The 26,336-nt window shown below is 65.5% G+C and carries 25 protein-coding genes; 15 read left to right on the top strand and 10 right to left on the bottom strand.

The genetic code is table 11. The annotated features are described in order from the left end of the window. Positions 1–50 precede the first annotated feature (50 nt). The 5 genes from recA to alaS all read left to right on the top strand — a co-directional run bounded on the left by recA (position 51) and on the right by alaS (position 8,106). A complete protein-coding gene (gene recA / locus ACNI3Q_RS00935; RefSeq protein WP_279338667.1) occupies positions 51–1,130 on the top strand; it encodes a recombinase RecA in 1,080 nt (359 codons plus the stop codon). A gap of 178 nt (positions 1,131–1,308) precedes the next feature. Then, a complete protein-coding gene (locus ACNI3Q_RS00940; RefSeq protein ID WP_426273385.1) occupies positions 1,309–1,935 on the top strand; it encodes a glutathione S-transferase family protein in 627 nt (208 codons plus the stop codon). Between the two features lie 251 nt (positions 1,936–2,186). Then, entirely contained in the window at positions 2,187–3,497 is a 1,311-nt protein-coding gene (locus tag ACNI3Q_RS00945) for a dicarboxylate/amino acid:cation symporter (protein WP_426273387.1), read from the top strand. A gap of 106 nt (positions 3,498–3,603) precedes the next feature. Continuing rightward, on the top strand, positions 3,604–4,860 hold the full coding sequence (locus tag ACNI3Q_RS00950; RefSeq protein ID WP_426273390.1) for a M24 family metallopeptidase: 1,257 nt from the start codon (positions 3,604–3,606) through the stop codon (positions 4,858–4,860). A 585-nt stretch (positions 4,861–5,445) separates the two neighbouring features. Beyond that, positions 5,446–8,106: an alanine--tRNA ligase gene (gene alaS / locus ACNI3Q_RS00955; RefSeq protein ID WP_426273391.1), complete on the top strand. Its 2,661-nt coding sequence runs from the start codon at positions 5,446–5,448 to the stop codon at positions 8,104–8,106. 9 nt (positions 8,107–8,115) lie between these two features. Here the strand turns inward: alaS and ACNI3Q_RS00960 are convergent, their stop codons facing one another. From ACNI3Q_RS00960 to ACNI3Q_RS00980, 5 genes are read right to left on the bottom strand one after another with little or no spacing between them, the layout of a single operon-like run. Then, entirely contained in the window at positions 8,116–8,514 is a 399-nt protein-coding gene (locus ACNI3Q_RS00960) for a DUF4174 domain-containing protein (protein ID WP_426273393.1), read from the bottom strand. Between the two features lie 15 nt (positions 8,515–8,529). Continuing rightward, positions 8,530–9,432: an acyl-CoA thioesterase gene (locus ACNI3Q_RS00965; protein ID WP_426273395.1), complete on the bottom strand. Its 903-nt coding sequence runs from the start codon at positions 9,430–9,432 to the stop codon at positions 8,530–8,532. Between the two features lie 13 nt (positions 9,433–9,445). Further along, the gene (locus ACNI3Q_RS00970) at positions 9,446–10,558 is read right to left on the bottom strand and encodes an acyl-CoA dehydrogenase family protein (protein WP_426273396.1); all 1,113 of its coding nucleotides are present in this window, start codon (positions 10,556–10,558) and stop codon (positions 9,446–9,448) included. Between the two features lie 31 nt (positions 10,559–10,589). Then, a complete protein-coding gene (locus tag ACNI3Q_RS00975) occupies positions 10,590–11,774 on the bottom strand; it encodes an acyl-CoA dehydrogenase family protein (protein ID WP_426273398.1) in 1,185 nt (394 codons plus the stop codon). 43 nt (positions 11,775–11,817) lie between these two features. Continuing rightward, complete coding sequence (locus tag ACNI3Q_RS00980) at positions 11,818–13,857, bottom strand: 3-hydroxyacyl-CoA dehydrogenase NAD-binding domain-containing protein (protein WP_426273400.1); 2,040 nt, start codon at positions 13,855–13,857, stop codon at positions 11,818–11,820. Positions 13,858–14,094: 237 nt separating this feature from the next. Here ACNI3Q_RS00980 and ACNI3Q_RS00985 point away from each other — a divergent pair, with 237 nt between their 5' ends. Beyond that, the gene (locus ACNI3Q_RS00985; protein WP_426274161.1) at positions 14,095–15,795 is read left to right on the top strand and encodes a class I adenylate-forming enzyme family protein; all 1,701 of its coding nucleotides are present in this window, start codon (positions 14,095–14,097) and stop codon (positions 15,793–15,795) included. Here ACNI3Q_RS00985 and ACNI3Q_RS00990 read toward each other — a convergent pair. After that, positions 15,792–17,846 carry a TonB-dependent receptor gene (locus tag ACNI3Q_RS00990; RefSeq protein ID WP_426273402.1) on the bottom strand — a complete coding sequence of 685 codons (2,055 nt, stop codon included), beginning with the start codon at positions 17,844–17,846 and terminating at the stop codon, positions 15,792–15,794. The two genes, ACNI3Q_RS00985 and ACNI3Q_RS00990, sit on opposite strands and share 4 nt — an antisense overlap. A 98-nt stretch (positions 17,847–17,944) precedes the next feature. Then, positions 17,945–18,475 (bottom strand): cytochrome b, encoded by a 531-nt coding sequence (locus tag ACNI3Q_RS00995; protein ID WP_426274163.1) that lies wholly within the window; start codon positions 18,473–18,475, stop codon positions 17,945–17,947. 82 nt (positions 18,476–18,557) lie between these two features. On the opposite strand from ACNI3Q_RS00995, the gene ACNI3Q_RS01000 reads away from it, so the two are divergent. The 3 genes from ACNI3Q_RS01000 (at position 18,558) to ACNI3Q_RS01010 (ending at position 19,929) form a co-directional block, all read left to right on the top strand. Further along, a complete protein-coding gene (locus ACNI3Q_RS01000; protein WP_426273404.1) occupies positions 18,558–19,001 on the top strand; it encodes a hypothetical protein in 444 nt (147 codons plus the stop codon). Positions 19,002–19,061: 60 nt separating this feature from the next. Further along, positions 19,062–19,412 (top strand): arsenate reductase, encoded by a 351-nt coding sequence (locus ACNI3Q_RS01005; RefSeq protein WP_426273406.1) that lies wholly within the window; start codon positions 19,062–19,064, stop codon positions 19,410–19,412. A 79-nt stretch (positions 19,413–19,491) separates the two neighbouring features. Beyond that, positions 19,492–19,929, top strand: coding sequence for a sugar transporter (locus ACNI3Q_RS01010; protein ID WP_426273408.1), 438 nt, complete (start codon positions 19,492–19,494; stop codon positions 19,927–19,929). Positions 19,930–19,938: 9 nt separating this feature from the next. Here ACNI3Q_RS01010 and ACNI3Q_RS01015 read toward each other — a convergent pair whose 3' ends face one another. Both ACNI3Q_RS01015 and ACNI3Q_RS01020 read right to left on the bottom strand, forming a co-directional pair. After that, positions 19,939–20,157 carry a helix-turn-helix transcriptional regulator gene (locus tag ACNI3Q_RS01015; RefSeq protein WP_426273410.1) on the bottom strand — a complete coding sequence of 73 codons (219 nt, stop codon included), beginning with the start codon at positions 20,155–20,157 and terminating at the stop codon, positions 19,939–19,941. Positions 20,158–20,159: 2 nt separating this feature from the next. Next, on the bottom strand, positions 20,160–20,576 hold the full coding sequence (locus ACNI3Q_RS01020; protein ID WP_426273412.1) for a hypothetical protein: 417 nt from the start codon (positions 20,574–20,576) through the stop codon (positions 20,160–20,162). Between the two features lie 124 nt (positions 20,577–20,700). On the opposite strand from ACNI3Q_RS01020, the gene panB reads away from it, so the two are divergent. The 6 genes from panB (at position 20,701) to ACNI3Q_RS01050 (ending at position 25,796) form a co-directional block, all read left to right on the top strand. Further along, complete coding sequence (gene panB / locus ACNI3Q_RS01025; RefSeq protein ID WP_426273413.1) at positions 20,701–21,567, top strand: 3-methyl-2-oxobutanoate hydroxymethyltransferase; 867 nt, start codon at positions 20,701–20,703, stop codon at positions 21,565–21,567. A 73-nt stretch (positions 21,568–21,640) separates the two neighbouring features. Beyond that, entirely contained in the window at positions 21,641–22,390 is a 750-nt protein-coding gene (locus ACNI3Q_RS01030; protein WP_426273415.1) for a tetratricopeptide repeat protein, read from the top strand. Then, the gene (locus ACNI3Q_RS01035; RefSeq protein WP_426273417.1) at positions 22,387–23,715 is read left to right on the top strand and encodes an outer membrane protein assembly factor BamB family protein; all 1,329 of its coding nucleotides are present in this window, start codon (positions 22,387–22,389) and stop codon (positions 23,713–23,715) included. Before ACNI3Q_RS01030 ends, ACNI3Q_RS01035 begins: the two co-directional genes overlap by 4 nt. A gap of 22 nt (positions 23,716–23,737) precedes the next feature. Continuing rightward, positions 23,738–25,099 carry a ribosome biogenesis GTPase Der gene (gene der, locus ACNI3Q_RS01040; protein WP_260019779.1) on the top strand — a complete coding sequence of 454 codons (1,362 nt, stop codon included), beginning with the start codon at positions 23,738–23,740 and terminating at the stop codon, positions 25,097–25,099. Beyond that, positions 25,096–25,296: a sulfurtransferase TusA family protein gene (locus ACNI3Q_RS01045; protein ID WP_426273419.1), complete on the top strand. Its 201-nt coding sequence runs from the start codon at positions 25,096–25,098 to the stop codon at positions 25,294–25,296. Before der ends, ACNI3Q_RS01045 begins: the two co-directional genes overlap by 4 nt. A gap of 77 nt (positions 25,297–25,373) precedes the next feature. Next, positions 25,374–25,796 carry an Hpt domain-containing protein gene (locus ACNI3Q_RS01050; RefSeq protein WP_426273421.1) on the top strand — a complete coding sequence of 141 codons (423 nt, stop codon included), beginning with the start codon at positions 25,374–25,376 and terminating at the stop codon, positions 25,794–25,796. Positions 25,797–25,826: 30 nt separating this feature from the next. Here the strand turns inward: ACNI3Q_RS01050 and bfr are convergent, their stop codons facing one another. Beyond that, entirely contained in the window at positions 25,827–26,306 is a 480-nt protein-coding gene (gene bfr, locus ACNI3Q_RS01055) for a bacterioferritin (protein ID WP_260019776.1), read from the bottom strand. Positions 26,307–26,336: the final 30 nt, after the last annotated feature.

Consider the following 26,336-nt stretch of genomic DNA (forward strand, 5'->3'; position numbering starts at 1 on the left):
TCAATTCGATTGAACGCATGACGCATTTCTTCTAGCGACGGGGACGAACAATGGCCGCGAAACTGAAGGTGATCGACACCGATATGGCGACTTCCACGGATCGGCAAAAGGCGCTCGACGCCGCCCTGGCGCAGATTGACCGCGCGTTCGGCAAGGGCTCGGCGATGAAGCTGGGGCAAAAGGAAACGATGCAGGTGGAGGCGATCTCCACCGGCTCGCTCGGCCTTGATATCGCGCTTGGCGTCGGCGGCCTCCCGCGCGGCCGCGTGATCGAGGTGTATGGCCCGGAAAGCTCGGGCAAGACCACGCTTGCCCTGCACGTGATTGCTGAGGCGCAGAAGGCGGGCGGCACCGCTGCCTTCGTCGATGCCGAACACGCGCTCGATCCCGTCTATGCCAAGAAACTGGGCGTCAATATCGACGAACTGATCGTGTCTCAGCCGGATACCGGTGAACAGGCGCTCGAAATCACCGACACGCTGGTCCGGTCGAACGCGATCGACGTGCTGGTGGTCGATTCGGTCGCCGCGCTGGTGCCGCGTGCGGAAATCGAGGGCGAGATGGGCGACAGCCATGTCGGCCTTCAGGCCCGCCTGATGAGCCAGAGCTTGCGCAAGCTGACCGGTTCGATCAGCCGGTCGCGCTGCATGGTGATCTTCATCAATCAGCTGCGCATGAAAATCGGCGTGATGTACGGCAACCCGGAAACCACGACCGGCGGCAACGCGCTGAAATTCTATGCCTCGGTCCGGCTCGACATCCGCCGCACCGGCCAGATCAAGGACCGCGACGACATCATCGGCAACGCCACGCGCGTAAAGGTGGTGAAGAACAAGGTCGCCCCGCCGTTCAAGCAGGTCGAATTCGACATCATGTATGGTGAGGGCATCTCGAAGATCGGCGAGATCCTGGACCTTGGCGTCAAGGCCGGCCTGGTCGAAAAATCGGGCGCCTGGTTCAGCTATGACAGCGTCCGCATCGGTCAGGGCCGCGAAAACGCCAAGACGTTCCTTAAGGAAAATACCGAACTGTGCGCCAAGCTGGAAGCAGCGATCCGTGCGCGTACAGAGAAGGTTGCCGAGGAAATGATGACCGGCCCCGATGCCGAGGATGATGTCGACGACATGTAATCGCCTGCTGCTGCGGCAAGGATAAGGATCGGCGCGGCCCGGTGGAACGTCCACCGGGCCGCGCTCGTTTTGCGGTTCGTCTCGTTCCGTCCCGCCGATTGACACCCGGCGGCGAAACCGGTCCAACATTGCTGCAACGGTCAGTCCGCACTGGCCGCCGCTTCACGGAGCCACCGCCATGACCCTTCGCGTCCATCACCTCGAAAACTCCCGGTCGCAGCGCATCCTGTGGATGCTCGAGGAGCTTGGCCTGCCCTATGAGGTGATCCGCTATCAGCGGGACAAGGTCACGATGCTTGCCCCGCCGGAGCTCAAGCGGGTTCATCCGCTTGGCAAGTCGCCGGTGATCGAGGATCATGGCCGCGTCGTCGCGGAAACCGGCGCGATCATTGACTATCTGGTCCATCATGCCGATGGCCGCCTTGGCCCGCCGTCGCACCGCGACGATGCGCTGCGCTGGACCTTCTTCATGCACTATGCCGAAGGGTCGCTGATGCCGCCGCTGCTGGTCAAGCTGGTCCTGTCCAAGGTGCCGCTGCTCGGCGGCGTCGCTCAGAAAAAGCTTCAGCCGATGATCGACGTACATCTCGATTATGTCGAGGCGGAACTGGCCAGTCGCCCCTGGTTCGCCGGGCAATCCTTCACCGCCGCCGACATCATGATGAGCTTCCCGCTGGAGGCCGCCCGGTCCCGCGCCGGGCTCGACGGCCGCTACCCCGCGACCACGGCCTGGCTCGACACCATCCACGCCCGCCCCGCCTATCAGGCCGCGCTCGCCGCCGGCGGCCCCTATGCCTATGCCTGATGGCGCGGCATTGCCCGCACTTAACGGGTTGGCATAGGCGGCGATCCGATCGAGCCTGGTGCCGACGGCTGGTTGCCCGCCGATGCACAGCGGATGGCGACATTTCCCACGGAACCAGGTCAGCGACCCCCCGCCACTGCAACCCCATCCTCGCCGCAGCGCAGCGTTTTTTGTGGCGCCCGTCTCGACTTGTGCCCGACCCCCCGGCTAGGCTGGCGGCGCTACGGCAGGACACAGGGGACGCATACGGCATGACGACAGCGACGGTAACGGGCGAGGGGGGACGCGGCCTGTCGCTGCAATGGCAGATGGGGATCGGCTTTGCCGCCGGCCTGCTGATCGGCCTGGCGGTGCATTACGGCGCCGGCGACGCGTCCTGGGTCAAGACGCTCACCACCTATGTCACCGCGCCGCTGGGTCAGCTGTTCCTGCGCCTCCTGTTCATGCTCGTCATTCCGCTCCTGTTCTCGGCGCTGGTCGTCGGCATTGCGGAGATGGGCGAGATCCGCTCGCTGCGGCGCATCGGCCTGAAAACGCTGGGCTGGACCATCGTCGCATCGACCATCGCCGTTATCGTCAGCCTGGTTCTGGTCAACCTGTTGCAACCGGGCAGCGGCGTCGATCCCGACGTCGCGCGCCAGATGCTGGCCGATGGCAAGGGCGCGGCCGGATCGATCCTCGAACGCACCGCCACGACGCCCAGCGGCATGGACGCGCTGCTCGCGATCGTGCCGACCAACATCGTCACCGCCATGGCGAATAACGACATCTTGGCCGTGATGTTCTTTGCCCTGTTCTTCGGCATCGGGCTGGTGCTGGTGGACCGGCCGGAAACGGAATCGATCAAGCGCGCGATGCAGGGCCTGTTCGAAATCTCCATGCGCCTGATCGGCGTCGTCATCCGGCTGGCCCCGATTGCCGTGTTCTGCTTCATGTTCAATCTGGCCGCGCTGTTCGGATGGGACCTGCTTGTTCGCCTGTCCGCCTATGTCGGCGTGGTCGTGCTGGCGCTTGGCGTGCAGATGTTCGTCATCTTTCCCGCCCTCCTGATGATCGTCGCCAAACGCTCGCCCATTCAGTTTTTCCGCGATGTGCAGGAAGCGATGGTGATGGCCTTTTCCACCGCCAGCTCGAACGCCAGCCTGCCCACCGCGCTGCGCGTGGCGGATGAAAAGCTGCGCCTGCCGGCAAAGGTCGGTCGCTTCGTCCTCACCATCGGGGCCACCGCGAACCAGAACGGCACGGCCATGTTCGAAGGGGTGACGGTCATCTTCCTCGCCCAGTTCTTCGGCGTCGATCTGTCGCTGTGGCAACAGGTGACGGTGATGCTGATCTGCATCCTGGGCGGCATCGGCACGGCCGGCGTCCCTGCCGGATCGCTGCCGGTCGTCGCGCTGATTCTGGGCATGGTCGGTGTCCCGCCAGAGGGGATCGGCCTGGTCCTCGGTGTCGACCGCTTCCTCGATATGTGCCGCACCACGCTGAACGTGACGGGTGACCTTGCGCTCGCCACCCTGGTCGCCGCTGGCGAGGACGGCGCGGACGAGCCGCTGCCCGCATGAATAGGACATACATCGTCACCCCGGCCTTAAGCCGGGGTCCAGATTTCAGACCGCTGCCAGAAGAAGCTAGACCCCGGCCCAAGGCCGGGGTGACGGGGAATTGCTGATGCGCTTGACCCGCCGTAACCTGATCCGCACGGCCGCGCTCGCCCCGCTGGGGGTCAGCGCGGTTGCGCGCGCGATGGAGCCGGACCTGTCGGCGCTTTCGCCCATCACCGGTTCGGCCCGGCCCATTGGCGCGCTGGAGCGCCGCGCCCGTCTGTCCCGCGCGCAATCGCTGATGAAGGCGGCGGGCATCGGCGCGGTGCTGATCGAACCGGGCGCCAGCCTCGTCTATTTCACCGGCGTCCGCTGGGGGCGCAGCGAACGGCTGACCGCCGCCGTGCTGCCGGTGGAGGGCGATCCCCTGATCGTCACCCCGTTTTTCGAGGAACCGTCGGTCCGCGAAACGCTGGGTATCCCCGCCGATGTGCGGGTCTGGCAGGAGCATGAGGATCCGCTGGCCCTGGTCGCCGGATGGCTGCGCGAACGCCGCCTTGCCGGTCGCCGGATCGGGATCGAGGAAACGGCCCGCTATTTCGCGGTCGACGGCCTTGCCCGCGCGCTGGGCGACGCGCGCCTGATCGTGTCCGCCAATCCGGTCGTGCGCGGCTGTCGCATGATCAAGACGCCCGCCGAAATCGCGCTGATGCAGGCCGCGTCCGATGTCACCATGGCCGCCTATCGCTGGACGCATCCGCGGATCGATGCGGGCATGGCCCCGCGCGACATCGCCGCGATGATGAGCGCCGCGACGGTGAAACTCGGCGGCGAAGTTGCCTTCAACCTCATCCTGCTGGGTGAGGCATCGGCCTATCCGCACGGCACGCGAAAGCCGCAACGGGTGACGCCGGGCGAAGTGGTGCTGATGGACTGCGGCGCGGTGGTCCATGACTATGAAAGTGATATCAGCCGCACCTTCGTCCACGGCACGCCCACGCCGGAACAGCGCAAGGTGTGGGGCGAAATGCGCCGGGGGCAGGACGTGGCCCTGGCCGCCGCCCGCATCGGTGCGCCTGCGGGCAGCGTGGACGATGCCGTCCGCGCCTATTACGCCTCGCTCGGCTATGGCCCGGATTATCGGCTGCCCGGCCTGCCGCACCGTACCGGCCATGGCATCGGCATGGACGGGCATGAACCGATCAACCTCGTTCGCGGCGAATCGACACCGCTCGCGCCCGGCATGTGCTTTTCCAACGAACCCGGCATCTACCTGCCCGGCAAGTTCGGCATCCGGCTTGAGGATTGCTTCTACATGACCGAAGCGGGTCCGAAATGGTTCAGCCAGCCCGCCCGCTCGATCGACGAGCCGATGGGGGCCTAGCCAAGCCCTCGCCCTACCGCGGCCGCCGCCGCTCTCTCTCCCTCTCCCGCGGGCGGGAGAGGGAAGGGGCCCGCCGCCTCAGGCGGTGGGAAGGGTGAGGGTACCTTTCTAAAGATAAAGCCCGAAGCTCAAATGCTGCCGTCACCCCGGCCTGTGCCGGGGTCCAGCGCGCCACTCGCAATGACCTCTTACCTCGTGATTCGACCCTTGCTTCCGGCTGGACCCCGGCCTGCGCCGGGGTCACACGTGGGGAATAAGCATCGACCGCAACTGCTGACGCCGCCGCCCCCTTCACAAGTAGGATTTCGCCTGCTTCAGGTATCCTGTGAAGGTTCGGCAACGCCACACCAGCCCCCATCCGTCACCCCGGCGAAGGCCGGGGTCCATCGTGCCACGTGCGACGGCGTTGACGGTGGCCCCGCATGCCGACCCGTGCCCGTCGCATTCCCGTCGCCAGGCTGTCGCCTCCCGGTCGCTTCCGCCCGAAAAACCCGTTCAATGTGTTCAAACTGTCAACCGCGCCCCGCTCACCCTGATCGAACCGTTTCGCTTGAGCGAACGCCCTCACGCCACTAAGTCGGCAGCATGACCTCGACGAACGATATCCGCCGCTCCTTCCTCGACTATTTCGAGGGTCAGGGCCATGCCCGCGTCCAGTCGGCCCCGCTGGTGCCGCACAACGATCCGACGCTGATGTTCGTCAATGCCGGGATGGTGCCGTTCAAGAATGTGTTCACCGGTCTTGAAACCCGGCCCTATTCCACCGCCACCTCGTCGCAGAAATGCGTCCGGGCCGGGGGCAAGCACAATGATCTTGACAATGTCGGCTATACCGCCCGGCACCACACCTTCTTTGAAATGCTGGGCAATTTCAGCTTTGGCGATTATTTCAAGGAACAGGCGATCCTGCATGCCTGGACGCTGCTGACCCGCGAATGGGGCCTTCCGCGCGAAAAGCTGACCGCCACCGTCTATCACACCGACGATCAGGCATTCGACCTGTGGAAAAAGATCGCCGGCCTTCCCGAAGAACGCATCATCCGCATCCCGACCAAGGATAATTTCTGGGCGATGGGCGCGGATGGCCCCTGCGGCCCGTGCTCGGAAATCTTCTACGATCATGGCGACCATATCTGGGGCGGCCCGCCCGGATCGCCGGAAGAGGATGGCGACCGCTTCGTCGAAATCTGGAACCTCGTCTTCATGCAGCATCTGCAGGAAGCGGATCAGATCGTCAGCGACCTGCCAAAGCCCAGCATCGACACCGGCATGGGGCTAGAGCGGGTCGCTGCGGTGCTTCAGGGCGTGCACGACAATTACGATACCGACACGTTCAAGGCGCTGATCGCCGCCAGCGGTGCGCTGACCGGCTCTGCCACCACGGGCGATAATCAGGCGAGCCACCGCGTCATCGCCGATCACCTGCGTTCCGCCGGTTTCCTGGTCGCCGATGGTGTGCTGCCCGCCAATGAAGGGCGCGGCTATGTGCTCCGCCGCATCATGCGCCGGGCCATGCGCCACGCCCATCTGCTGGGCGCAAAGGATCCGCTGATGCACCGGCTGGTGCCCGAACTGGTATCCGAAATGGGCGCGGCCTATCCCGAACTGGTGCGCGCCCAGCCGCTGATCGAAGCGACGCTGCTGCAGGAGGAAACCCGGTTCCGCCAGACGCTGGCCAATGGCCTGAAGCTGCTGGACGAAGCGACGGCGGGGATGGGAGAAGGCGATACCCTGCCCGGCGAAACCGCGTTCAAGCTCTACGACACCTATGGCTTTCCCTATGATCTGACCGAGGACGCGCTGCGCCCGGCGGGGATGAGCGTCGACCGCGCCGGGTTCGATGCCGCGATGAAGCGTCAGAAAGACGCTGCCCGCGCCGCATGGAAGGGGTCGGGGGCCAAGGCCAGCGACGATGTCTGGTTCGACATTGCGGAGGAACAGGGCGGCACGGAGTTTACCGGCTATGTCTCGACCGAGGGGGAGGGACAGGTGGTGGCCCTCGTCAAGGACGGTGCCCGCGTCGACCGCGCGGCTCCGGGCGACAGCGTGATCGTCCTGACCAACCAGACGCCATTCTATGGCGAAAGCGGTGGCCAGACCGGCGATGCCGGGATCATCAGCAATGACAAGGGCTTGCGCGTCATTGTTGACGACACGTCTAAGCCGCTGGGTCGCCTGCACGCCCATCAGGCCCGCGTCGAAAGTGGTGAGATTGCGGTCGGCGACACAGTAAAGCTCGCCATTGATGTCGAGCGCCGCGACGCCATCCGCGCCAATCACTCGGCCACGCATCTGCTGCACGCTGCGCTCCGCAACCGGCTGGGCGGTCATGTCACCCAAAAGGGCTCGCTGGTCGCCGCCGATCGCCTGCGCTTCGACTTCTCCCACCCCTCGGCGCTCAGCCCGCAGGAAATTGCGCTGATCGAGGCGGATGTGAATGCCGAAATCCGCGCCAACGAAACGGTCAGCACCCGGCTGATGACCCCCGACGACGCCATCGCCGCCGGTGCCATGGCACTGTTCGGTGAGAAATATGGCGACGAGGTCCGCGTGCTGTCCATGGGCCGCCTGACCGACAGGCATTATTCGGTCGAGCTGTGCGGTGGCACCCATGTCCGCGCCACGGGCGACATTGCGGTGTTCAAGATCGTCAGCGAAAGCGCGGTTTCCTCTGGGGTCCGCCGGATCGAGGCGCTGACCGGGGAGGGCGCTCGCCTCTGGCTCGCCGACCGCGATGCCAAGCTGCGTGAGGCTGCGGCTGCGCTGAAGGCCGCGCCGGACGAGGTGCCCGCCCGCGTCGTCAGCCTGATGGAGGAGCGCAAGCGGCTTGAGCGCGAGCTTGCCGAGGCCAAGAAGGCGCTGGCGCTGGGCGGTGGCGGTGCGGCTGCGCCTGCCGGACCCGAACAGGTTGCCGGTACCAGCTTCATCGGTCAGGTGCTCGACGGCCTGGATCCCAAGGCGCTGCGCGGTGCGGTGGACGAGGCGAAGGCACGGGTCGGCAGCGGTGTCGTCGCGCTGGTCGCGGTCAATGACGGCCGCGCCTCCATCGCGGTTGGCGTCACGGACGATCTGGTCGGCCGGTTGAGCGCCGTCGATCTGGTCAAGGCGGGCGTGGCTGCGCTTGGCGGTCAGGGTGGCGGTGGCCGTCCCGACATGGCTCAGGGCGGCGGACCCGACGGGACCAGGGGCGCGGATGCGCTGGTGGCGGTGAAGTCCGCGATGGAGGGGGTCGCCGCTGCGGCCTGATCCGCCGGGTTAGAACGGGCTCTGGCGGGCCTTTCCTTCGCTGGCCCGCATCGGCATGGCATCGACTGTCTCGAACAGTCGGCGTGCGCTGACCGGCTCGCCCGAACGCAGCTTCACGCCGCCATCCTTGCCGATCAGGATCAGGGTGAACGGCGTCTCCGGTTTCAACCGGCGGCGCAGATCGCCCGCCGGCGTGCTGGTCCCGCTGACCCGATCACCGATCACTTCGATCAGGTGCAGGTCACGCTCTGCCATCCCCATCCGGTCGCTCAGCATCGCCCGCTGCCGCGCCGCGCTGTCTTCGCTGTCGGCGAACAGGACAATGACCCGCTTCTCCCACCGCATCGCCTCCAGCGTCGGAGCGGATTGCAGGGCGAGCGCGGCGATCAGGGCGGGAAGCGCGGTCATGGCAGCTTGAACGCCTCAGCCCGGCTGAGGCTCCGCACTGCGCATCCGCATCAGCCCTTCCTGGCTGACGCTGGCCACCATCCGTCCGTCGCGGGTGAAAATCTGCCCCCGGTTGAACCCCCGCGCCGCGCCTGCCCATGGGCTGTCGCAATCATAAAGCAGCCAGTCATCGGCGCGAAACGACTGATGAAACCACAGGGCGTGGTCCAGGCTTGCGGTCTGAAACCCCTGCGTCATCCAGTTGACCCCGTGCGGCAGGGTACAGGTGCCCAGCAGCGTCATGTCGCTGGCATAGGCCAGGATCGCCCGGTGCAGCGCCGGATCGTCGGGCAGCGCAGTCGCGGTCTTCAGCCAGCTTGCCTGACGCGGCGGTCTGGGATCGGGACGGAACCAGTCGCGCGGCTCGCACGGGCGGATCTCGATCGGCCGGGCACGCAGGAAAAAGCGGCGCAGCTTTTCCGGCACCTGCGCCTCGATCTCGGCGCGCAATTCTCGCTCGGATCGCAGCGCCTCCGGCATCGGCACGTCGGGCATCGCATCCTGATGCGCCATGCCCGCTTCCTCGGTCTGAAAGGATGCGATCATGTTCAGGATCGGCTGCCCGCCCTGCGATGCGATCACCCGGCGATTGGCGAAGCTGCGCCCTTCGAAATCGCGGACGACGCGATAGATGATCGGGTGCCGCTCGTCGCCGGGCCGCATGAAATAGGCGTGGAGGGAATGGCAGACCTTGTCCTCCACCGATCGCTGGCCGGCCTGCAAGGCCTGCGCGATCACCTGCCCGCCAAACACGCGGCCGACGCCCTCGGGCTGGCGCGCACCCCGATACAGGTCGGTGTCGATCCGTTCGACATCGAGCAGCGCGATCAGCTGGGCGACCAGCCCCTCGGCCGTATCGGCGCGCCGTTGGTCCGTCATGTCCGGTCCATGTTCAATATCCCTCAGCCTCGGCAAGGGCATTGGCATGGAAATTCGCATCGCCGAACAATTCGGCCAGCACACGGGCGCGCTTCATGAAAAAGCCGACATCATATTCGTCGGTCATGCCAATGCCGCCATGCATCTGAACCGCCTCCTGCACCGACAGGGTGGTTGCCATGCCGGTCATTGCCTTGGCAACGGCGATGGCGTTTTCCGCCTCGTCCGACCCGGTGTCGAGCAGCTGCTGCGCTTTCAGCACCGCGGCCCGCGCTACTTCCATTTCGGCGTAAAGATGGGCAGCGCGGTGCTGAAGCGCCTGAAAACTGCCGATCAGGGCGCCGAACTGCTTGCGCTGCTTCAGATAGTCGACAGTCATGTCCATCGCCCCTCCGCCCACACCGATCAGCTCGGCAGAGGCACCGGCGCGGCCGGCGGCGAGCAGGCGACGCAGCGGTCGATCGTCATCCACTTCGCCCACCACCGCGTCCGCATCCACCTCTACCCCGTCCAGCGTCAGCCGGCTGGCCAGGCTGGCATCGGCAAGCCGTTGGGGGTCGATGGTCAGTCCCGCCACCTTTGGATCGACCACGAACAGCGTCGGGGCTGCCCCTTCCGCCGTGGTAGCGGCGATCAGCAACAGGTCGGCGGCATGGGCATGGTGGACGAACTGCTTGGTACCGCTCAGGCGAAAGCCGTTGCCGGATCGCTCCGCCCGCATCGCCACCCGGCCGGTGAACTTTGCCCCTTCGTCCACGGCGATGGCAGCCACCGTCTCCCCCGCCACGATGCCCGGAAACCAGCGATCCGCGTGCGCCGTGCCTTTCATCGCCTCGACCGCAGCAACCGCAGTGGTCAGAAAGGGGGAGGGGGTCAGGTTGCGCCCGATTTCCTCAAGCACCACGCCCGCCTCGACATGGCCCAGGCCCAATCCGCCCTGCGCCTCCGGCACCAGCATCCCGGCAAAGCCCATCTCGCCGAACTGCCGCCACAGGTCGCGGGAAAAGCCGGTCGCATCCTTTGCGTCGCGCAGCGCCCGAAGGTGACTGACCGGCGCGGTTTCGCCAACGAACTGGCGTGCGGTATCGGCGAGCATCGCCTGTTCTTCGTTCAGAAACAACGGCATGGATCAGTTCCCGTACATCCCGTCGCCCGGATCAGGCGCCGGGCAATTCCAGTATCCGCTTGGCAACGATGTTGAGCTGAATTTCGCTGGTGCCGCCCTCGATCGAATTGGCCTTGCTGCGCAGCCAGCTACGCGCCTTCGCGCCGCCTGCCGATCGCTCGCTTTCCCATTCCAGCGCGTCGCTGCCGCCCGCCGCCATCACCAGCTCCTGCCGCCGCTTGTTCAACTCGGTGCCGACATATTTCATCATGCTGGGCTGGGCAGGGTGGGCGCGCCCCGCCTTCAGTTCGTCGATGAAGCGTTCCGACATGGTGGAAAAGGCATGGGTCCGCACCCGGAACTCGGCGATGGCAGCGCGGAGCAGCGGATCGGCGAGCCGCCCGCGATCGTCCAGCCCGATGGTCGCGATCGCCCCGGCGATCAGGGGATCGTCGCCACCCGACTGGCCCAGGCCCATGCCGGAAATCATCTCCCGCTCATGGCCCAGCAGATATTTGGCGACATCCCATCCCTTGTTCAGCTCACCAACCAGATTGATCTTTGGCACCCGCACATTGTCGAAAAAGGTTTCGCAGAATGGCGAATTGCCGCTGATCAGCAGGATGGGTTTGGTCGAAACGCCCGGCGTTTCCATGTCGAACAGGACGAAACTGATGCCGCCCTGCTTGCTGTCGCGTGACGTGCGGACCAGGCAGAAGATCCAGTCCGCCTGATCGGCATAGCTCGTCCACACCTTTTGCCCGTTGACGATGAAATGATCGCCCGCATCCTCCGCGCTGGTGGCAAGCCCGGCAAGGTCGCTGCCTGCGTTCGGCTCCGAATAGCCCTGGCACCACCGGATTTCACCGCGCGCGATTTTGGGCAGGTGCTCCAGCTTTTGCGCCTCGGTCCCGTATTTCAGCAATGCCGGGCCAAGCATGGATATGCCGAAACTGCGCAGCGGCTGGCGGCAGTTGAGCGCAGCCATTTCCTCGCGCAGCACCTTGGCCTCTGCAGGCGACAGGCCTCCGCCGCCATATTCGACCGGCCAGTCCGGCACGGTCCAGCCGCGCGCGCCCATGGCATCCAGCCATTCCCGCTGACCCGGCTGATAAACCGCGCGGCGGCCGCCCCAACAGATATCCTTTTCGGATCGCACGGGCGCACGCATTTCCGCCGGGCAATTCGCCTCAAGCCAGGCGCGGGTATCGGCGCGGAACTGGGTCAGGTCGGTCATGGACAGTCTCCCGGTCATTTCCTGCGGGGGGATGGGCGATACCTCACCGGTTGAACCGCTCGCCCTTTTCCGCCTTCTCGCGCAACAGCGGGGCGATCTCGAAGCCGTGCTTTTCCATGCCGGCGACGATCTTTTTCGCGCCCTCAAGATCGGCCCAGAACATCGGTCCGCCGCGATAGGGGGGCCAGCCATAGCCATAGACCCAGACCACATCGATGTCCGACGCCCGCTGCGCCTTGCCCTCGGCCAGGATCAGCGCGCCCTCGTTCACCATTGGATACAGCGTGCGCTCGACAATCTCCTCATCGGTCACTTCGTGCTGCGGCGTGCCGGTCTTGTCGCGCCATTCTTGAATGATTTCGGCAACGCGCGGGCTGGGCGACGGATTGCGCTTGTCGTCATAGTCGTAGAACCCGGCGCCCTTTTTCTGGCCCCAGCGTTCCTCGGCGCACAACTGGTCGCGAATATCCTCGATCCGGGTCGGGTCGCGGTGCCAGCCGATATCCACGCCGGCCAGGTCGGCCATCTGAAACGGCCCCATCGGCATCCCGAATTCGACATGGACCCGGTCGATCTGTTCCGGCGTCGCGCCTTCCAGCAGCAGGCGGTTGGCCTCGATCTGGCGGGGCATCAGCATCCGGTTGCCGATAAAGCCGTGACAGACACCGGCGACGACCGCGACCTTGCGGATCTTCTTGGCCACCGCCATCGCCGTTGCCAGCACATCGTCCGCCGTCTTGTCGCCGCGAACGACCTCCAGCAGCTTCATGATGTTGGCGGGTGAAAAGAAGTGCAGGCCCAGCACATCCTGCGGCCGCGACGTGCTGGCCGCGATCTCGTTGATGTCCAGATAGCTGGTGTTGCTGGCCAGGATCGCGCCCGGCTTGGCGATCCGGTCCAGCTTGCCGAAAATGTCCTTCTTCACGTCCATGTTTTCATACACGGCCTCGATGATCAGGTCGCAATCGGCGAGGTCTTCCAGCGACAGGCTTGGTTTGAGCAGGCTCATCGCGCCTTCCACCTGTTCGGCGGTCATCCGGCCCTTGGCGGCGGTCGCCTCGTAATTCTTGCGCATCGTGCCCGTGCCACGATCCAGCGCGTCCTGCTGCATCTCGACAATGGTCACCGGGATGCCGGCGGACAGGAAGTTCATCGAAATGCCGCCGCCCATCGTGCCAGCGCCGATCACGCCGACGCGGTTCACCGGGCGCAGGGCGATATCCTCGGCAATGCCGTCGATCTTCGATGCCTTGCGCTCGGCAAAGAAGATGTGGCGCAGCGCCGCCGACTGAACACCGAACATCAGCCTCATGAACGACTGGCGCTCGATCTGCACACCCTCGGCATAGGGCATTTTGGTCGCCGCCTCGACACAGGCGATGTTCGCCTCTGGCGCATCCAGACCGCGGAAGCGCCGGGCATTGGCCTTGCGAAACCCTTCGAACACCGCCGGATCGTGCGCCAGCGGCTTTTCGGAAACCCGCGGGATCGGGCGTACGTCCTTGACCTCATTGGCCAGCGCCAGGGCATCGGCGATCAGGCTGTCCGCACCCGCCAGTCGATCGACAAGCCCCGCCTTGTGCGCGTCGCCGGCCGAAATCGGATCGCCCTTCGTCACCATTTCCAGCGCAAGCTCGACGCCAGCCGCACGCGGTAGCCGCTGCGTGCCGCCGGCACCGGGCAACAGGCCCAGCTTGACCTCGGGCGTGCCCAGCTTGGCCGAAGGGACGGCGATCCGGTAATGACTGGCCAGAGCAACTTCGCAGCCGCCGCCAAGCGCCGTTCCGTGGATGGCCGCGATGACCGGCTTGTCCAGCGCTTCGATCCGGTCGACCAGCTCGGGCAGCAGCGGCTGGACCGGCGGCTTGGTGAATTCGGTGATGTCGGCACCGGCGAAAAACGTCTTGCCGCGACAGGCGATGATCACAGCCTTCACCCCGTCGTCGGCCGCCGCCGCCTCGATCCCTTCAGCCAGGCCGATCCGCACCGCTGCGCCAAGGGCGTTCACAGGCGGATTGTCGGACCACAGTACCAGCACATCGCCATGCCGTTCCTGGGTGATGGGGGATGATTCGGTGGTCATGCACGCTCTCCGGTCAAAGGTTCCGCAGTCCGTAGCGTCAGCATACCCCGATTTCGAAAGGGCGTGTCGCGCCAACTGCGAATTTGCATCATCTATCGCCTTGAGCTTGCCTAAAATCAACACTAGCCTCGGGTTGATAGGGCGAAAACGCCCATCGGCCCGATGGACTGGCAATGAAGTGGAGAGCGTGCCGTGCATTCCGAAACGCCGATTGCGATTCCCGATGGCTGGCCCCGCATGTCGCTGGATCAGGTCCGCGCACTGCTGACTGCGCCGGGTCAGAAGTTCGAGATGGCAACCGAAACGATCCGGGGCATCGAAACGCGGGTGTGGAAACAATGCCCGCCGTCGCTGCGGATGCTGCTGCATTTTTCGCGCAGCCATGGCGCGCGGGAATGTGCGATCCTGAATGACGAACGCGTTACCTATGACGCGATGTTCCGCGCCTCTGCCCATCTGGCCACGCATTTGAAGGCGATGGGCGTGGAAAAGGGCGATCGCGTCGCCTTTGTCATGCGCAACCTGCCCGAATGGATCGCCATCTTCTTTGCCGTGACGGCCATTGGCGGCGTCGCTGTGCCGCTCAATGCGTGGTGGACGGGGGCCGAGCTGGAATATGGCCTGACGGACTGCGGGGCAAAGGTTGCCATTACGGACGGTCGCCGGCACCGCGTGCTGGCCCCGCACTATGCCCACTGCCCGGATCTGACCCACGTCATCGTCACCCGTGCCAAGGATCCGCTGGTCAACGGCGAACTGGCGATGGAAACCCTGATCGGTGCGCCGAACGACTGGGCGGCGCTGCCCGATATTCCGCTGCCGATGGCCGAGCTTCACCCCGATGACGACGCCACCATCTTTTACACCAGCGGTACCACCGGCGCGCCAAAGGGGGCGCTGGGCACGCATCGCAACATCCTGACCAACATCCATTCCACCTTTTATTCGGCGGCGCGCGCGATGCTGCGCCGGGGCGAAGTGCCGCCGCCGGTGCCGGAGCCAAAGACCGGCCTGCTCGTCATCCCGCTATTCCATGTCACCGCCTGTTCGGCGTTCCTGATGGCGAACATGGCACTGGGCGGCACCATTGTGATGATGCGCAAATGGGATGCGAGCGAGGCGCTGGCGCTGATCGAGCGGGAGCGGATCCACGCGACGGGCGGCGTGCCGACCATCGCCTGGCAGCTGCTGGAACACCCCGACCGCGACAGATACGATCTGTCGAGCCTTGAGGGCATTTCCTATGGTGGTGCGCCTGCTGCACCGGAACTGGTCCGCCGCATCCATGCCGAATTCGGCGCGCTGCCCGGCAATGGCTGGGGCATGACCGAAACGATGGCGACGGTGACCAACCATCAGGGCGAGGATTATCTGGCCCGGCCGGACAGCTGCGGCCTGCCGGTTGCTGTCGCCGACCTCAAGATCATGGCGCCGGACGGCAGCGCCGAACTGCCGGTGGGCGAGGTTGGCGAGCTGTGGGCGCGTGGCCCGATGATCGTCAAGGGATATTGGAACAAGCCGGAGGCGACGGCCGAAACCTTTGTCGATGGCTGGGTGCGCACCGGCGATCTTGCCCGGCTGGATGCCGACGGGTTCTGCTACATCGTGGACCGGGCCAAGGATATCGTCATCCGGGGCGGTGAGAACATCTATTCGACGGAGGTCGAGAGCGTGCTTTATGCCCATCCGGCCGTCACCGACTGCGCGCTGGTCGGCGTGCCGCACCGGACGCTTGGCGAGGAACCGGCAGCGGTGGTGCATTTGTGCCCCGGATGCACGGCAAGCGAGGCGGAGCTTCAGGCCTGGGTGCGTCAGCATCTGGCCGGGTTCAAGGTGCCGGTGGCGATCCGCTTCGTCGACGATGTCCTGCCCCGCAATGCGCAGGGCAAGATCCTGAAAACCGAACTGCGCAGCCTGTTTACGCCGGCTGCCGCCTAAAGCCGTGCGGTAAATCCGGCCCAGAGCTGGCGGGGCCGCGCCCGTTCCAGCGCCGCGCCGCTAAAGCCGGTCGGCACCAGCGCGTCGAACAGGTTCTCGCCCCGCAGCCTCAGGGTCAGGCTGGACAGCAGCGGCACGTCGACCACCGCGTCCACCGTCGTTGCCGCGTCAAGCGTGCGGTTGTTCTGATCGTCCTCGAACGCCGCTGCAACATGGCGCAGCGTTGTCGACACCATCGCCCCGCCGCGCTGCCAGCTGATCGTGCCGCTGAACTGATGCGGTGGCACCTGTGCCGGGGCCAGGCCATCAAGCGGCGCCGACAGGTCCGCCCCGCGCACCTCCGCATCGACATAGGCATAGGAGAGCCGCGCGCCGAATGCGCCGAACCGGGCGCTGGCATCCACCTCCACGCCCCGGCTTTCGATCGCGTCCAGATTGTCGCGGCGGCGATAAAAACCGGCTGCCGACACGAACCCGACGCCCGGGAAATTGCCTGGCCCGCGCGCTACCGTCACATTCGCAATGGCATTGTCGAGCCGGTTGGAAAAGGCGGTGGCGGACAAGGTCACCCCCGCTGCCGGGCGAAGGTCGATCCCGGCTTCCACGCCCTCCAGCACTTCGGGATCGAGCAGCGCGTTGGCTGCCGTCGCGTCGGCACCCGCACGAAACGGGCGATACAGCTCGTTCGGCGTCGGCAAGCGCCAGGCGCGATAGGCCGCAGTGCGCAGCGTGACCGCATCGGCCGGCAGCCAGGCAAGGCCGATCCGGCCCGTCGTCTGCGTGCCCGACCGGTCGGCGAACCGCGTGTCGGTCAGCGCCGGGCCGGTTGCGCCCAGCGTACGTTCGGTCAGCCGCCCGTTTTCGATCCACCAGCCATCAATGCGGGCATCGCCCTCGATTCGGACCGGGCCAAGGCGCGCGCCCAGCGTGACGAAACCGCCCAGCGTCTGCGTCCGCCCGCCCGCAACGCGGCGGCGCGTTGGCGACCCGGCGACATAGGTGAACAATTCCTGCGTCTCGCCCTCGATCGAGCGGACATCGGCGCCCAGCGCCAGCGTCACTGCCTCGCCCAGCGGGGGCAGGATTTCGATCCGCCCGCCAACGCCGATGGCCGGCGTATTCGCCTGATCCAGCGTCTGCGTCACGGTGGTGCGCGCATCATTGACGCTGGCAAACTCGCTGGAAAAGCGCCGCGTCTGCAGATAGGCGAGCGCGGACCAGCGCCATGCACCCCGGCCGACCAGGCGCAGGCTGGCATCGGCCCCGTCGCTGCCGATTGCGGTGAAATCCAGTCCCCGGTCGCGCCGGTCGGTAAATGCCTGAACCGTGCTTTGCAGTTCGATGGATGGCGCAACGGCAATCACGCCGCGCAGCGCGACGCTGGCCTGTTCGAACGGCGCGGCCCGGTCAACCGGCCCACGCTGATCCTCGACAATCGGGATAAAGCCGTCCCCGCGCGCATAGGCGGCGGACAGGGTGGCAAAGCTGCTCTCGCCGCGCAGCAATGCGCTGGCGCTCGCGTCCACGGCATTGCGCTCGCCATAGGCGATGTCGGCGGTCAGGGTCGAAAGCTGATCGGGCGCCGCGCTTTCCATCTCGATCACGCCGCCGATCGCACCGGAGCCCCAGGTGCCGCTTCCCCCGCCGCGGGTCACCCGGATCGTGCCAATCCGGTCGCTGGCATAGGCGGGAAAGGCGATCCAGCCACCGAACGGGTCGGCCTGCGGCACGCCGTCCAGGATCAGCAGCGCCCGGCTGGCCGCATTGCCGCCAAGCCCGCGCAGGGTGATGCCCTGTGCCGTCGGATTGGCCGAGCGCGAATCGGCGCGGCGAAAGGATTGCAGCCCGGCAATATCGGCCAGCGCATCCTCCAGCCGGCCGCTAGCCGTCGCCTCGATCCGGTCGCGGTCGATGGTCGTTTCCGCATCGCTATCGCGTTCGTCGAGGCGCAGGCCGCGCCCGGTGACGACGATATCCTGATCTGCGGGCGGCGGTGCAGCCTCCGGCGAACCGATCGCCAGGGCAGGGGCGGTAAGAAGCAGGGTAAGCATGACGGGGCCTGTTCGATGCCGCACGGGGCGGGGCTGGGACGGAATGCCCCATGGATTGCGCGGCGTCGGTTTGGCAAGCGCCAACCGGCGCTATCGGGTCAACCGATCATGCGGCGAAGCACGCCATCCTTCAGAATGAAATGATGACGCAGCGCCGCCAGGATATGGCCGATGGCCAGCGCACCCAGCGCCAGGCCCAGGATCTCGTGCCCCTCATGTGACAATTCGTACAACAGGGTGTCGCGAGTGACGGGCAGCTTGGCGACCGGGAACAGGCCGAACCAGTCGAGCGGTCGATTGCCCGCCGACGACATGGCATAACCGGTCAGCGGCACCAGGATCATCAGCGCATACAGCGCCCAGTGAATGATGGGGGCAACGCGGCGCTCCAGCGCGCCCATGCCGGCAGGTTCGGGCGGGGCAGGATGACCCAGCCGCCAGACCAGCCGCGCAATGCTGAGCGCCAGCACGGTCAGGCCGATCGACTTGTGCGTCGGCATCACCGGCCCGGTCACCTGCTGGATCGCATCGCCGAACAGGCCGAGCGGCAGGTTAATAAGGATCGCCACGGCAATCGCCCAGTGAAAGGCGCGGGCGACGGAACCATAACGGGCAGCGGCGATCGTCATTGGGCGATGATGCACGGTCGCGTGGTCCGGGTAAAGCACTGACGCGGTGGTCATGGCCCGGCTTGGTCGTTAAAGGGGGACCATGCGTATCCTTGCTCTTTACGCCGCCCTGATCCTGCCGCTTGGCGGTTGTGACAGCGGAAAGCCGCCCGTTGACAACGCGGCCGCGCCCGCTGCCAATGATGCGACACCCGCGCCGCCGGCAGCTACGGCCCTGTCGCCGGAGATTCCCGATGCCTTTCAGGGGCGGTGGGACAGCGATGCCCGCGCCTGTGCACAGGATGTCAGCGAAATGCGCCTGACCATCGCGGCAGACGGGCTGCGCTTTTACGAAAGCGTGGCCAAGGTCGATGCGGTCGGCCAGCCCGATCCCGACCGGATCGAGGTGGATGCCGCGGTGGAGGCAGAGGGCATGACGCAGGGACGGCATTTCACGCTTGAACTGCGCGGCGACAACCGGCTGGCCACCACCATCGACGGTGCGACGGCAATACGTGTGCGCTGCGACGACGGCGAACCGGAGTAAGGGCAGCGCGGCCGCTTTAACAATCATCCGCCACCCGGGCGAAAGGGCCTGTATCCAACGATGACTGACATCACCCTTTATGGCATCCCCAACTGCGACACCGTCAAAAAGGCGCGGGCGACGCTGAGCGCGCAGGGCACTGCCCATGACTTTCACGATTACAAGAAAGCCGGCGTTCCTGAGGATCATCTGCGGCAATGGGTCGCGGCCAGGGGCTGGGAAACGCTGCTGAACCGCGCGGGCACGACCTTTCGCAAGCTGCCGGACGCGGAGCGCGAAGGGCTGGATGCCGAGCGCGCCATCGCGATCATGCTTGCTCATCCTTCCACCATCAAGCGGCCGGTGATCGAGCATCCCGGCGGCCTGATCGTGGGGTTCGACGCGGCGGCAATCGCCGCGCTGAAGGGCTGACGACCGATCCATTCCCCTCGGCAACGCGCCGCCGTGCGGTTATGCTGCGCGCTGGGGAATGGAGAGGGGAGAATGCAGCATGGTCACAGCCGCATCGCGGGCACCGGCCTGGTTCTGGCTGACAGCAGCAATCCTGCTGGTCTGGAATCTGTTCGGCGTCATGGCCTTTTACATGGATATCACCGTCGGTCCGGAGGGAAGGGCGGCCATGCCTGATTATGACCGGATGCTGATGGATGCACTGCCGGCATGGCAGCTCTGGGCCTATGGCATCGCGGTATGGGGCGGGTCGTTCGGCGCCGTGGCGCTGCTGTTCCGCCGCCGGATTGCGCTTGGCTTGTTCATTATCTCCGCAATCGGGGTCGTGTTTTCGATGGGCTGGGCGCTGGTCGCCACCGATCTGATTGCGGCCAAGGGCGTGGTGACCGCCGCGGCATTTCCGGCCTTCATCCTCGCCGTAGCGCTGGCGTCGATCTGGTTGGCCCGATCTGCGTCTCGTCGCGGCTTTCTGAAATAGCACCGGACCCTAGTCCGCGCGCCAGTGAAAGACCTCCTCCAGCGGCCTGCCGAACACTTCGGCGATGCGGAACGCTGCTTCCAGGGTGGGGGAATACCGGCCCTGCTCGATGGCGGCGATCGTCTGGCGCGTTACGCCGATCCGCTCGCCCAGTTCGGCCTGCGTCATTTCGCCGGCCATGAAGCGCAGCGTGCGGATATGGTTGGACAGGTGCGGCTGGTCGGCCATGCTCAGACGCCCCGGCGAAAGGCGATGGCGGCGCTGCCATACCGAACCGCCTCGGCCAGGATGAACGCCCCGGCCAGCGCAAAGATGACGTCCGGCCCGTGCAGCCCGATGTGCAGACCGACGATGGTCGCCACCAGTCCGATGACCAGCACCAGATAGGCGGATGCCGTTGCGCAGTTGCCAATGGTCTTTTCCCGCTCGTCGGCTGGGGCGCTTGCCTCATCCGGCGCGCGGATCGACCAATAGGCGGTCATCGCGATCATCACCGCCACCTGCACCAGCACGGCCAGGATGAACGGCCCGATCATCGCCATGCCCCGCGCACTGTGCGGGCTGCCCAGTAGATAGAGGAAGAAGCCGCCCCAGACGATGACAGTGCTAACCAGGGACACCCAGGCCAGCTTTTCCCGAAACGACATTCCACCCTCCATGTTTGATATCTGCGACGTAATGTTAAAGAAAACGAACATGGAGTCAATTAGGCGTAACGTCATTCGTGCTCATCCCTTGGCGACGGTCACAATGCCGCCTAAGGCGCGGGGCATGTCCACGACCTTCACGATCGACACGGCAACCAGCCGCGCCAATCCGACGCCCGCCCCGATGAAGCGGCTGACGGTGCCCGCGATCCGCAAGCGCAAGGGGCCGGATGCCGAGCCGCTGGTCATGCTGACGGCCTATACGGTGCGCATGGCCCAGCTGCTCGATCCGCATTGCGACATGCTACTGGTCGGCGACAGCCTGGGTCAGGTGATCTATGGCCTGCCCTCCACCGTCCCGGTCACGCTGGAAATGATGGCCGCCCACGGGGCTGCGGTGGTGCGGGGCAGCTATCACGCGCTGGTCGTCATCGACATGCCGTTCGGCAGTTATGAAGCATCCCCCGAACAGGCCTTTGCCAGCGCAGCGCGGCTGATGAAGGAAACGGGCGCTGCGGCTGTGAAGCTTGAGGGCGGGGTGGCCATGGCTCCGACGGTGCGGTTCCTGACCGAACGGGGTATCCCGGTGATGGGGCATGTCGGCCTGACGCCTCAGGCAGTGAATCTGCTGGGCGGTTATGGCGCGCGGGGTCGCAGTGCAGAGGAAGCGGCAAAGATTACCGGCGATGCACAGGCGGTGGCCGATGCCGGTGCCTTTGCCGTGGTGATCGAAGGGGTGATGGAATCGATCGCCATCGACATCACCCGCGACATCGCCTGCCCGACGATCGGCATCGGCGCATCGGCCCAATGCGACGGTCAGGTGCTGGTGGCCGAGGATATGCTGGGCATGTTCGACCGCGTTCCCCGGTTCGTAAAGCGGTTCGACGATGTCGCCGGCCGCATTTCCGCCGCCGTTGAAGGCTATGCCGCTGATGTTCGGGCCCGCCGCTTTCCCGGTGAGGAACAGATTTACCGACCAAAGGATTGAGCGGCTTTCGTTTGGCGGTCCGCGCGGCTAAGGTCCGCTGCCACCGGGCATTCCCGACGTTATGGAGCATCACTTGGCGCTGACACCTCAGAATAATGACGCTTTCCTGCGCGAAGTGGACGAAGAGCTGCGGCGCGAGCAGGCCGCCGCCATTTTCCGTCGTTGGGGCAAGATCATCATTGCCGTCGTGGTGCTGAGCCTGGCCGCCTTTGGCGGCTGGCTGTGGTGGCAGCATTATCAGTCGACCCGGGCGGCGGAACAGGGCGTCGTCCTGAGCGCGGCGCTTGATTCGCTGGCCAAGGGCAAGGCGGACGAGGCGACCAAGCCGTTGGCGGAACTGGCCGGATCGAATGTCGATGGCTATCGCTTTGCGGCGGTGTTCACTCAGGCCGACATCATGCTGGCCAGGAATGACCTGAAGGGCGCGGCGGCAAAGTTTGCCGCAGTGGCCAACGATACGGATCAGCCAGAGGCGGTGCGCAACCTTGCCCTGCTGCGTCAGACGCTGGCCGAATATGACACGCTGAGCCCCGATCAGGTCATCAACCGGCTGAAACCGATGGCGACCAAGGAAAGCCCCTATTTCGGCACAGCCGGCGAACTGACCGCGATCGCGCTGATGAGCATGAAGCGAGAGGCAGAGGCGGGACGCATCTTTGGCGAACTTGCCAAGTCCGAGGATGTGTCGGAAACCATCCGGCAACGCGCGGTTCAGATGGCGGGGCTATTGGGCGTCGATGCCATCGACCAGAGCGCCGCCCAAAAGGCCGAAGGCGATGCGCCGGCCGCCCCCAACCAGTCCGAGGAAAAGAACGCAAAATGAAGATGACGGGCAAGGTTCTGCTTGCGGCAACGGCGCTGGCGCTCTTGAGCGGCTGCGGCGTTTTCGGCGGCAAGGGCAAGAAGCGGACGCCGGTGGTGGGCCAGCGCGTCCCCATTCTGGTCAGCGAGAATGAGGTGAAGGCCGATCCGACGATCGCCGCCATCGAGATACTGGTGCCGCCCGCGGCGACCAACGCGTCCTGGAATCAGCCGGGCGGCAATGCGTCCAAGTCGATGGGCCACCCGGCATTGGGTCAGAGCCTGACCCGCGCTTGGTCGGTCACCATTCCCGGCACGACCAAGTTCGTCCGTCTCGCCGCCGCGCCGGTTGTGGCGGATGGCCGTCTGTACGTGATGGACAGCGATGCTGTGGTTCATGCCTATGCGGCCGATACCGGCACGATGATCTGGTCGCAGCAGACCTCGACCGAGGATGCGAACAAGCGTTCGCGCTTTGGCGGCGGCGTCAGCGTCGATGGCGGCCGCGTCTATGCGACCAACGGTATCGGCGAAGTGGTGGCGATGGATGCCACCAATGGCGCCCAGGCCTGGCGGTCCAAGCCGGGCGGCCCGCTGCGCGGTGCACCGACGCTGGCCAATGGCAATGTCTATGCGCTCAGCCAGGACAATCAGCTGTTCGCCTTGTCGCAGGCGGATGGATCGGTCGTGTGGACCCAGGCCGGGTCGCTTGAGCCACAGGGCGTGTTCGGCGTGGCCGCGCCTGCCGTAGCGCAGGGAACGGTCGTCACCGGCTTCTCCTCGGGCGAACTCAACGCCTATCGCTATGAAAACGGCCGGTCGCTCTGGGCCGACACGCTATCGCGCACCACGATTTCCACGTCGGTTTCGGCACTGGTCGATATCGATGCCGAACCGGTGATCGATCAGGGCCGCGTTTATGCGGTCGGGCAGGGCGGGCGGATGGTCGCCGTCGAAATCCTGAACGGCCAGCGTTTGTGGGAACAGAATATCGGCGGCATCGCCACGCCCTGGGTTGTCGGCGAATGGATTTTCGTCGTGACCAGTGAGGCGCGTCTGGCCGCGGTTGCACGGGCCAATGGCAAGGTCCGCTGGATCACGCAGCTTCAGCGGTATCGCAACGAAAAAAGCCGCAAGGGGCCGGTCAACTGGGTTGGCCCCGTGCTGGCCGGCGGTCGCCTGATCCTGCTCAATTCGCGCGGCGAAATGGCGCAGGTGTCGCCCACCGACGGCAGCGTGATTTCGACGACCGAAGCGGACAAGGGCGGATTTACCCTGCAACCTGTCGTCGCTGGCGACACCCTGTACACCCTGTCCGATGACGGTCGCCTGACCGCCTGGCGCTGAACAAGGCGCAAAGGCAGCAATCATGGCGCATCTTTTGCCCGTCGTGGCCATCATCGGTCGACCCAATGTCGGCAAGTCCACGCTGTTCAACCGGCTGGTGGGCAAACGGCTGGCGCTTGTCGATGATCAGCCGGGCGTGACCCGCGACCGGCGTGAGGGCGAGGCGAGCCTGCTCGGTCTGGACTTCATGGTCATGGATACCGCGGGCTATGAAACCGAGGATGCGGCAACGCTTCCCGGGCGGATGCGCGCGCAGACCGAAGCGGCGGTGCGCGATGCTGATGTCGCCCTGTTCATGATCGATGCCCGTGCCGGCCTGACCCCGCTGGACGAGGAAATCGCGCGTTGGCTGCGCGTGTCCGACACCCCCGTCGTGCTGATCGCCAACAAGGCGGAGGGGCGGGCGGGCGAATCCGGCGTGATCGAGGCGATGGCCCTCGGCATCGGCGACCCGATCCCGATGTCCGCCGAACATGGCGAAGGCGTGGTCGACCTGTTCGAGGCGCTGCGCCCCTATTGCGAGCGTCCGGACGAGGATGGCGAGCCCGAGGAGCCGGAAGATCCCGATTCCGCCCCGCTGAAGCTGGCGATCGTCGGCCGTCCGAACGCCGGCAAATCCACGCTGATCAACCGCATCCTGGGCGAGGATCGACTGATCACCGGGCCAGAGGCGGGCATCACGCGGGATTCCATTGCCGTGGACTGGTCATGGCAGGGGCGGCCGGTTCGCCTGATCGACACGGCGGGAATGCGCAAAAAGGCGCGGGTTCAGGAAAAGCTGGAAAAGCTGTCCGTTGCCGATGCGCTGCGGGCCATTGATTTCGCCGAGGTCGTCGTGCTGCTGCTCGACGCGACCAAGGGGCTGGAGCTTCAGGATCTGAAGATCGCCGACCGCGTGCTTCAGGAAGGGCGTGCGCTGATCATCGCGCTGAACAAATGGGACGTGGCGGATGATGCCTCCAGCCTGTTCAACGGGGTGAAGGCCGCGCTGGACGAGGGGCTGGCACAGGCAAAGGGTATTCCGCTGCTGACCGTGTCGGCAGTGACGGGCAAGGGTATCGATACGCTGATCAAGGTCGCGTTCGAAACGCGTGAGGCATGGTCGCGCCGCGTATCCACCGGCCAGCTTAACCGCTGGTTCGAACGTGCGATCGACGCCAACCCGCCGCCTGCACCGGGCGGCCGCCGGATCAAGCCGCGCTACATCACCCAGAACAAGACGCGCCCCCCGGCGTTCGTGCTGTTCGGGACGCGTGTCGATCAGTTGCCGGAAAGCTATCGCCGCTATCTGGTCAATGGCCTGCGCCGCGAATTCGGCTTTGGTGCCGTGCCGGTGCGCCTGTCGCTGCGCGCGCCAAAGAACCCGTTCGACGACAAGGGATGACCCACCGGATCGACGCGCGCGGGCTGCGCTGTCCGTGGCCCGCGATCCGGCTCAGCCGCGTGCTGCGCAGCGGCGTCACCCCGCCCATCGAGATCGAGGCCGACGACCCCGCGGCAGAGGGCGAGATCCGGCTGGTCGCGGACCAGCACGGCCATGCAGTTGAAAAGATCGCAACCGGGCATTTCCGCCTGCCCTGATCCGTTGCCCTTAACCGTCTGATTACGCTTTTGGCGTTACACCGGATGAGGTTTTAGACACGCGGATGGAGTATCCGATGGGGGAAAACGGGCCGGACGCCCTGGTTGACTGGACCGCCTTTTCACAAGCGCGGACGGAACTTGGCGCCAATTTCGTCCGCATCCTCGGTTATTTCCGCGAAGATGGAATCAAGTCCGTCGCGGCGATCGAGGCGGCGATGCGGGCGCAAAATGCCACCGCCATGGTCATTCCCGCCCACACGCTCAAGGGAGAATCCCGTCAGTTCGGCGCAGAGCCGCTGGGCGAGCTTGCCGAAACGATCGAATCCATCGCCCGGCTCAGCGTCGAAAATCAGGATAGCCCGACTGCGGCGCTGGAACATATCGTCCAGCTGCGCCCGCTGTTCGAGGCGACGCTGGCCCTGCTGGAGCGAGAGGCCAACCCGCTCGTCATGCGCAAGCCGCAGGGGTTCGGGCGGCGGGCGATGCCCACCGCCTGATCGTTCGGGGCCTTTACCGGGTCTGCCGGTTCAGGCTTCTTCCGCCTTTGAATTGAGCTGAATGTAATTCTGAAGCCCCATGCGTTCGATCATCTCGAACTGGGTTTCCAGCGTGTCGATATGCTCTTCCTCGCTGTCGAGGATGCGGCGGAACAGGTCGCGGCTGACATAATCGCGGACGCTTTCGGAATGTTCGATCGCGTCCTTCAGATCCTTGACCGCATCATATTCCAGCGCAAGGTCGGCCTTCAGGATTTCCTCCACCGTCTCGCCGATGCGGAGGCGGCCGAGCATCTGGAAATTGGGCAGGCCGTCCAGGAACAGGATGCGTTCCGACACCCAATCCGCATGCTTCATCTCGTCGATGGATTCGTGCCGCTCGTAATCAGCCAGCTTTTTGACGCCCCAGTGCGACAACAGCCGGTAATGCAGCCAGTACTGGTTAATCGCGGTCAGCTCGTTCTTGAGCACCGTGTTCAGAAATTCGATGACCTTGGGATCACCCTTCATTGCGCCGATATCCTTGCTGTTACGGCGCGT

Source organism: Sphingomonas eleionomae, assembly GCF_049889035.1.
Taxonomy (GTDB): domain Bacteria; phylum Pseudomonadota; class Alphaproteobacteria; order Sphingomonadales; family Sphingomonadaceae; genus Sphingomonas.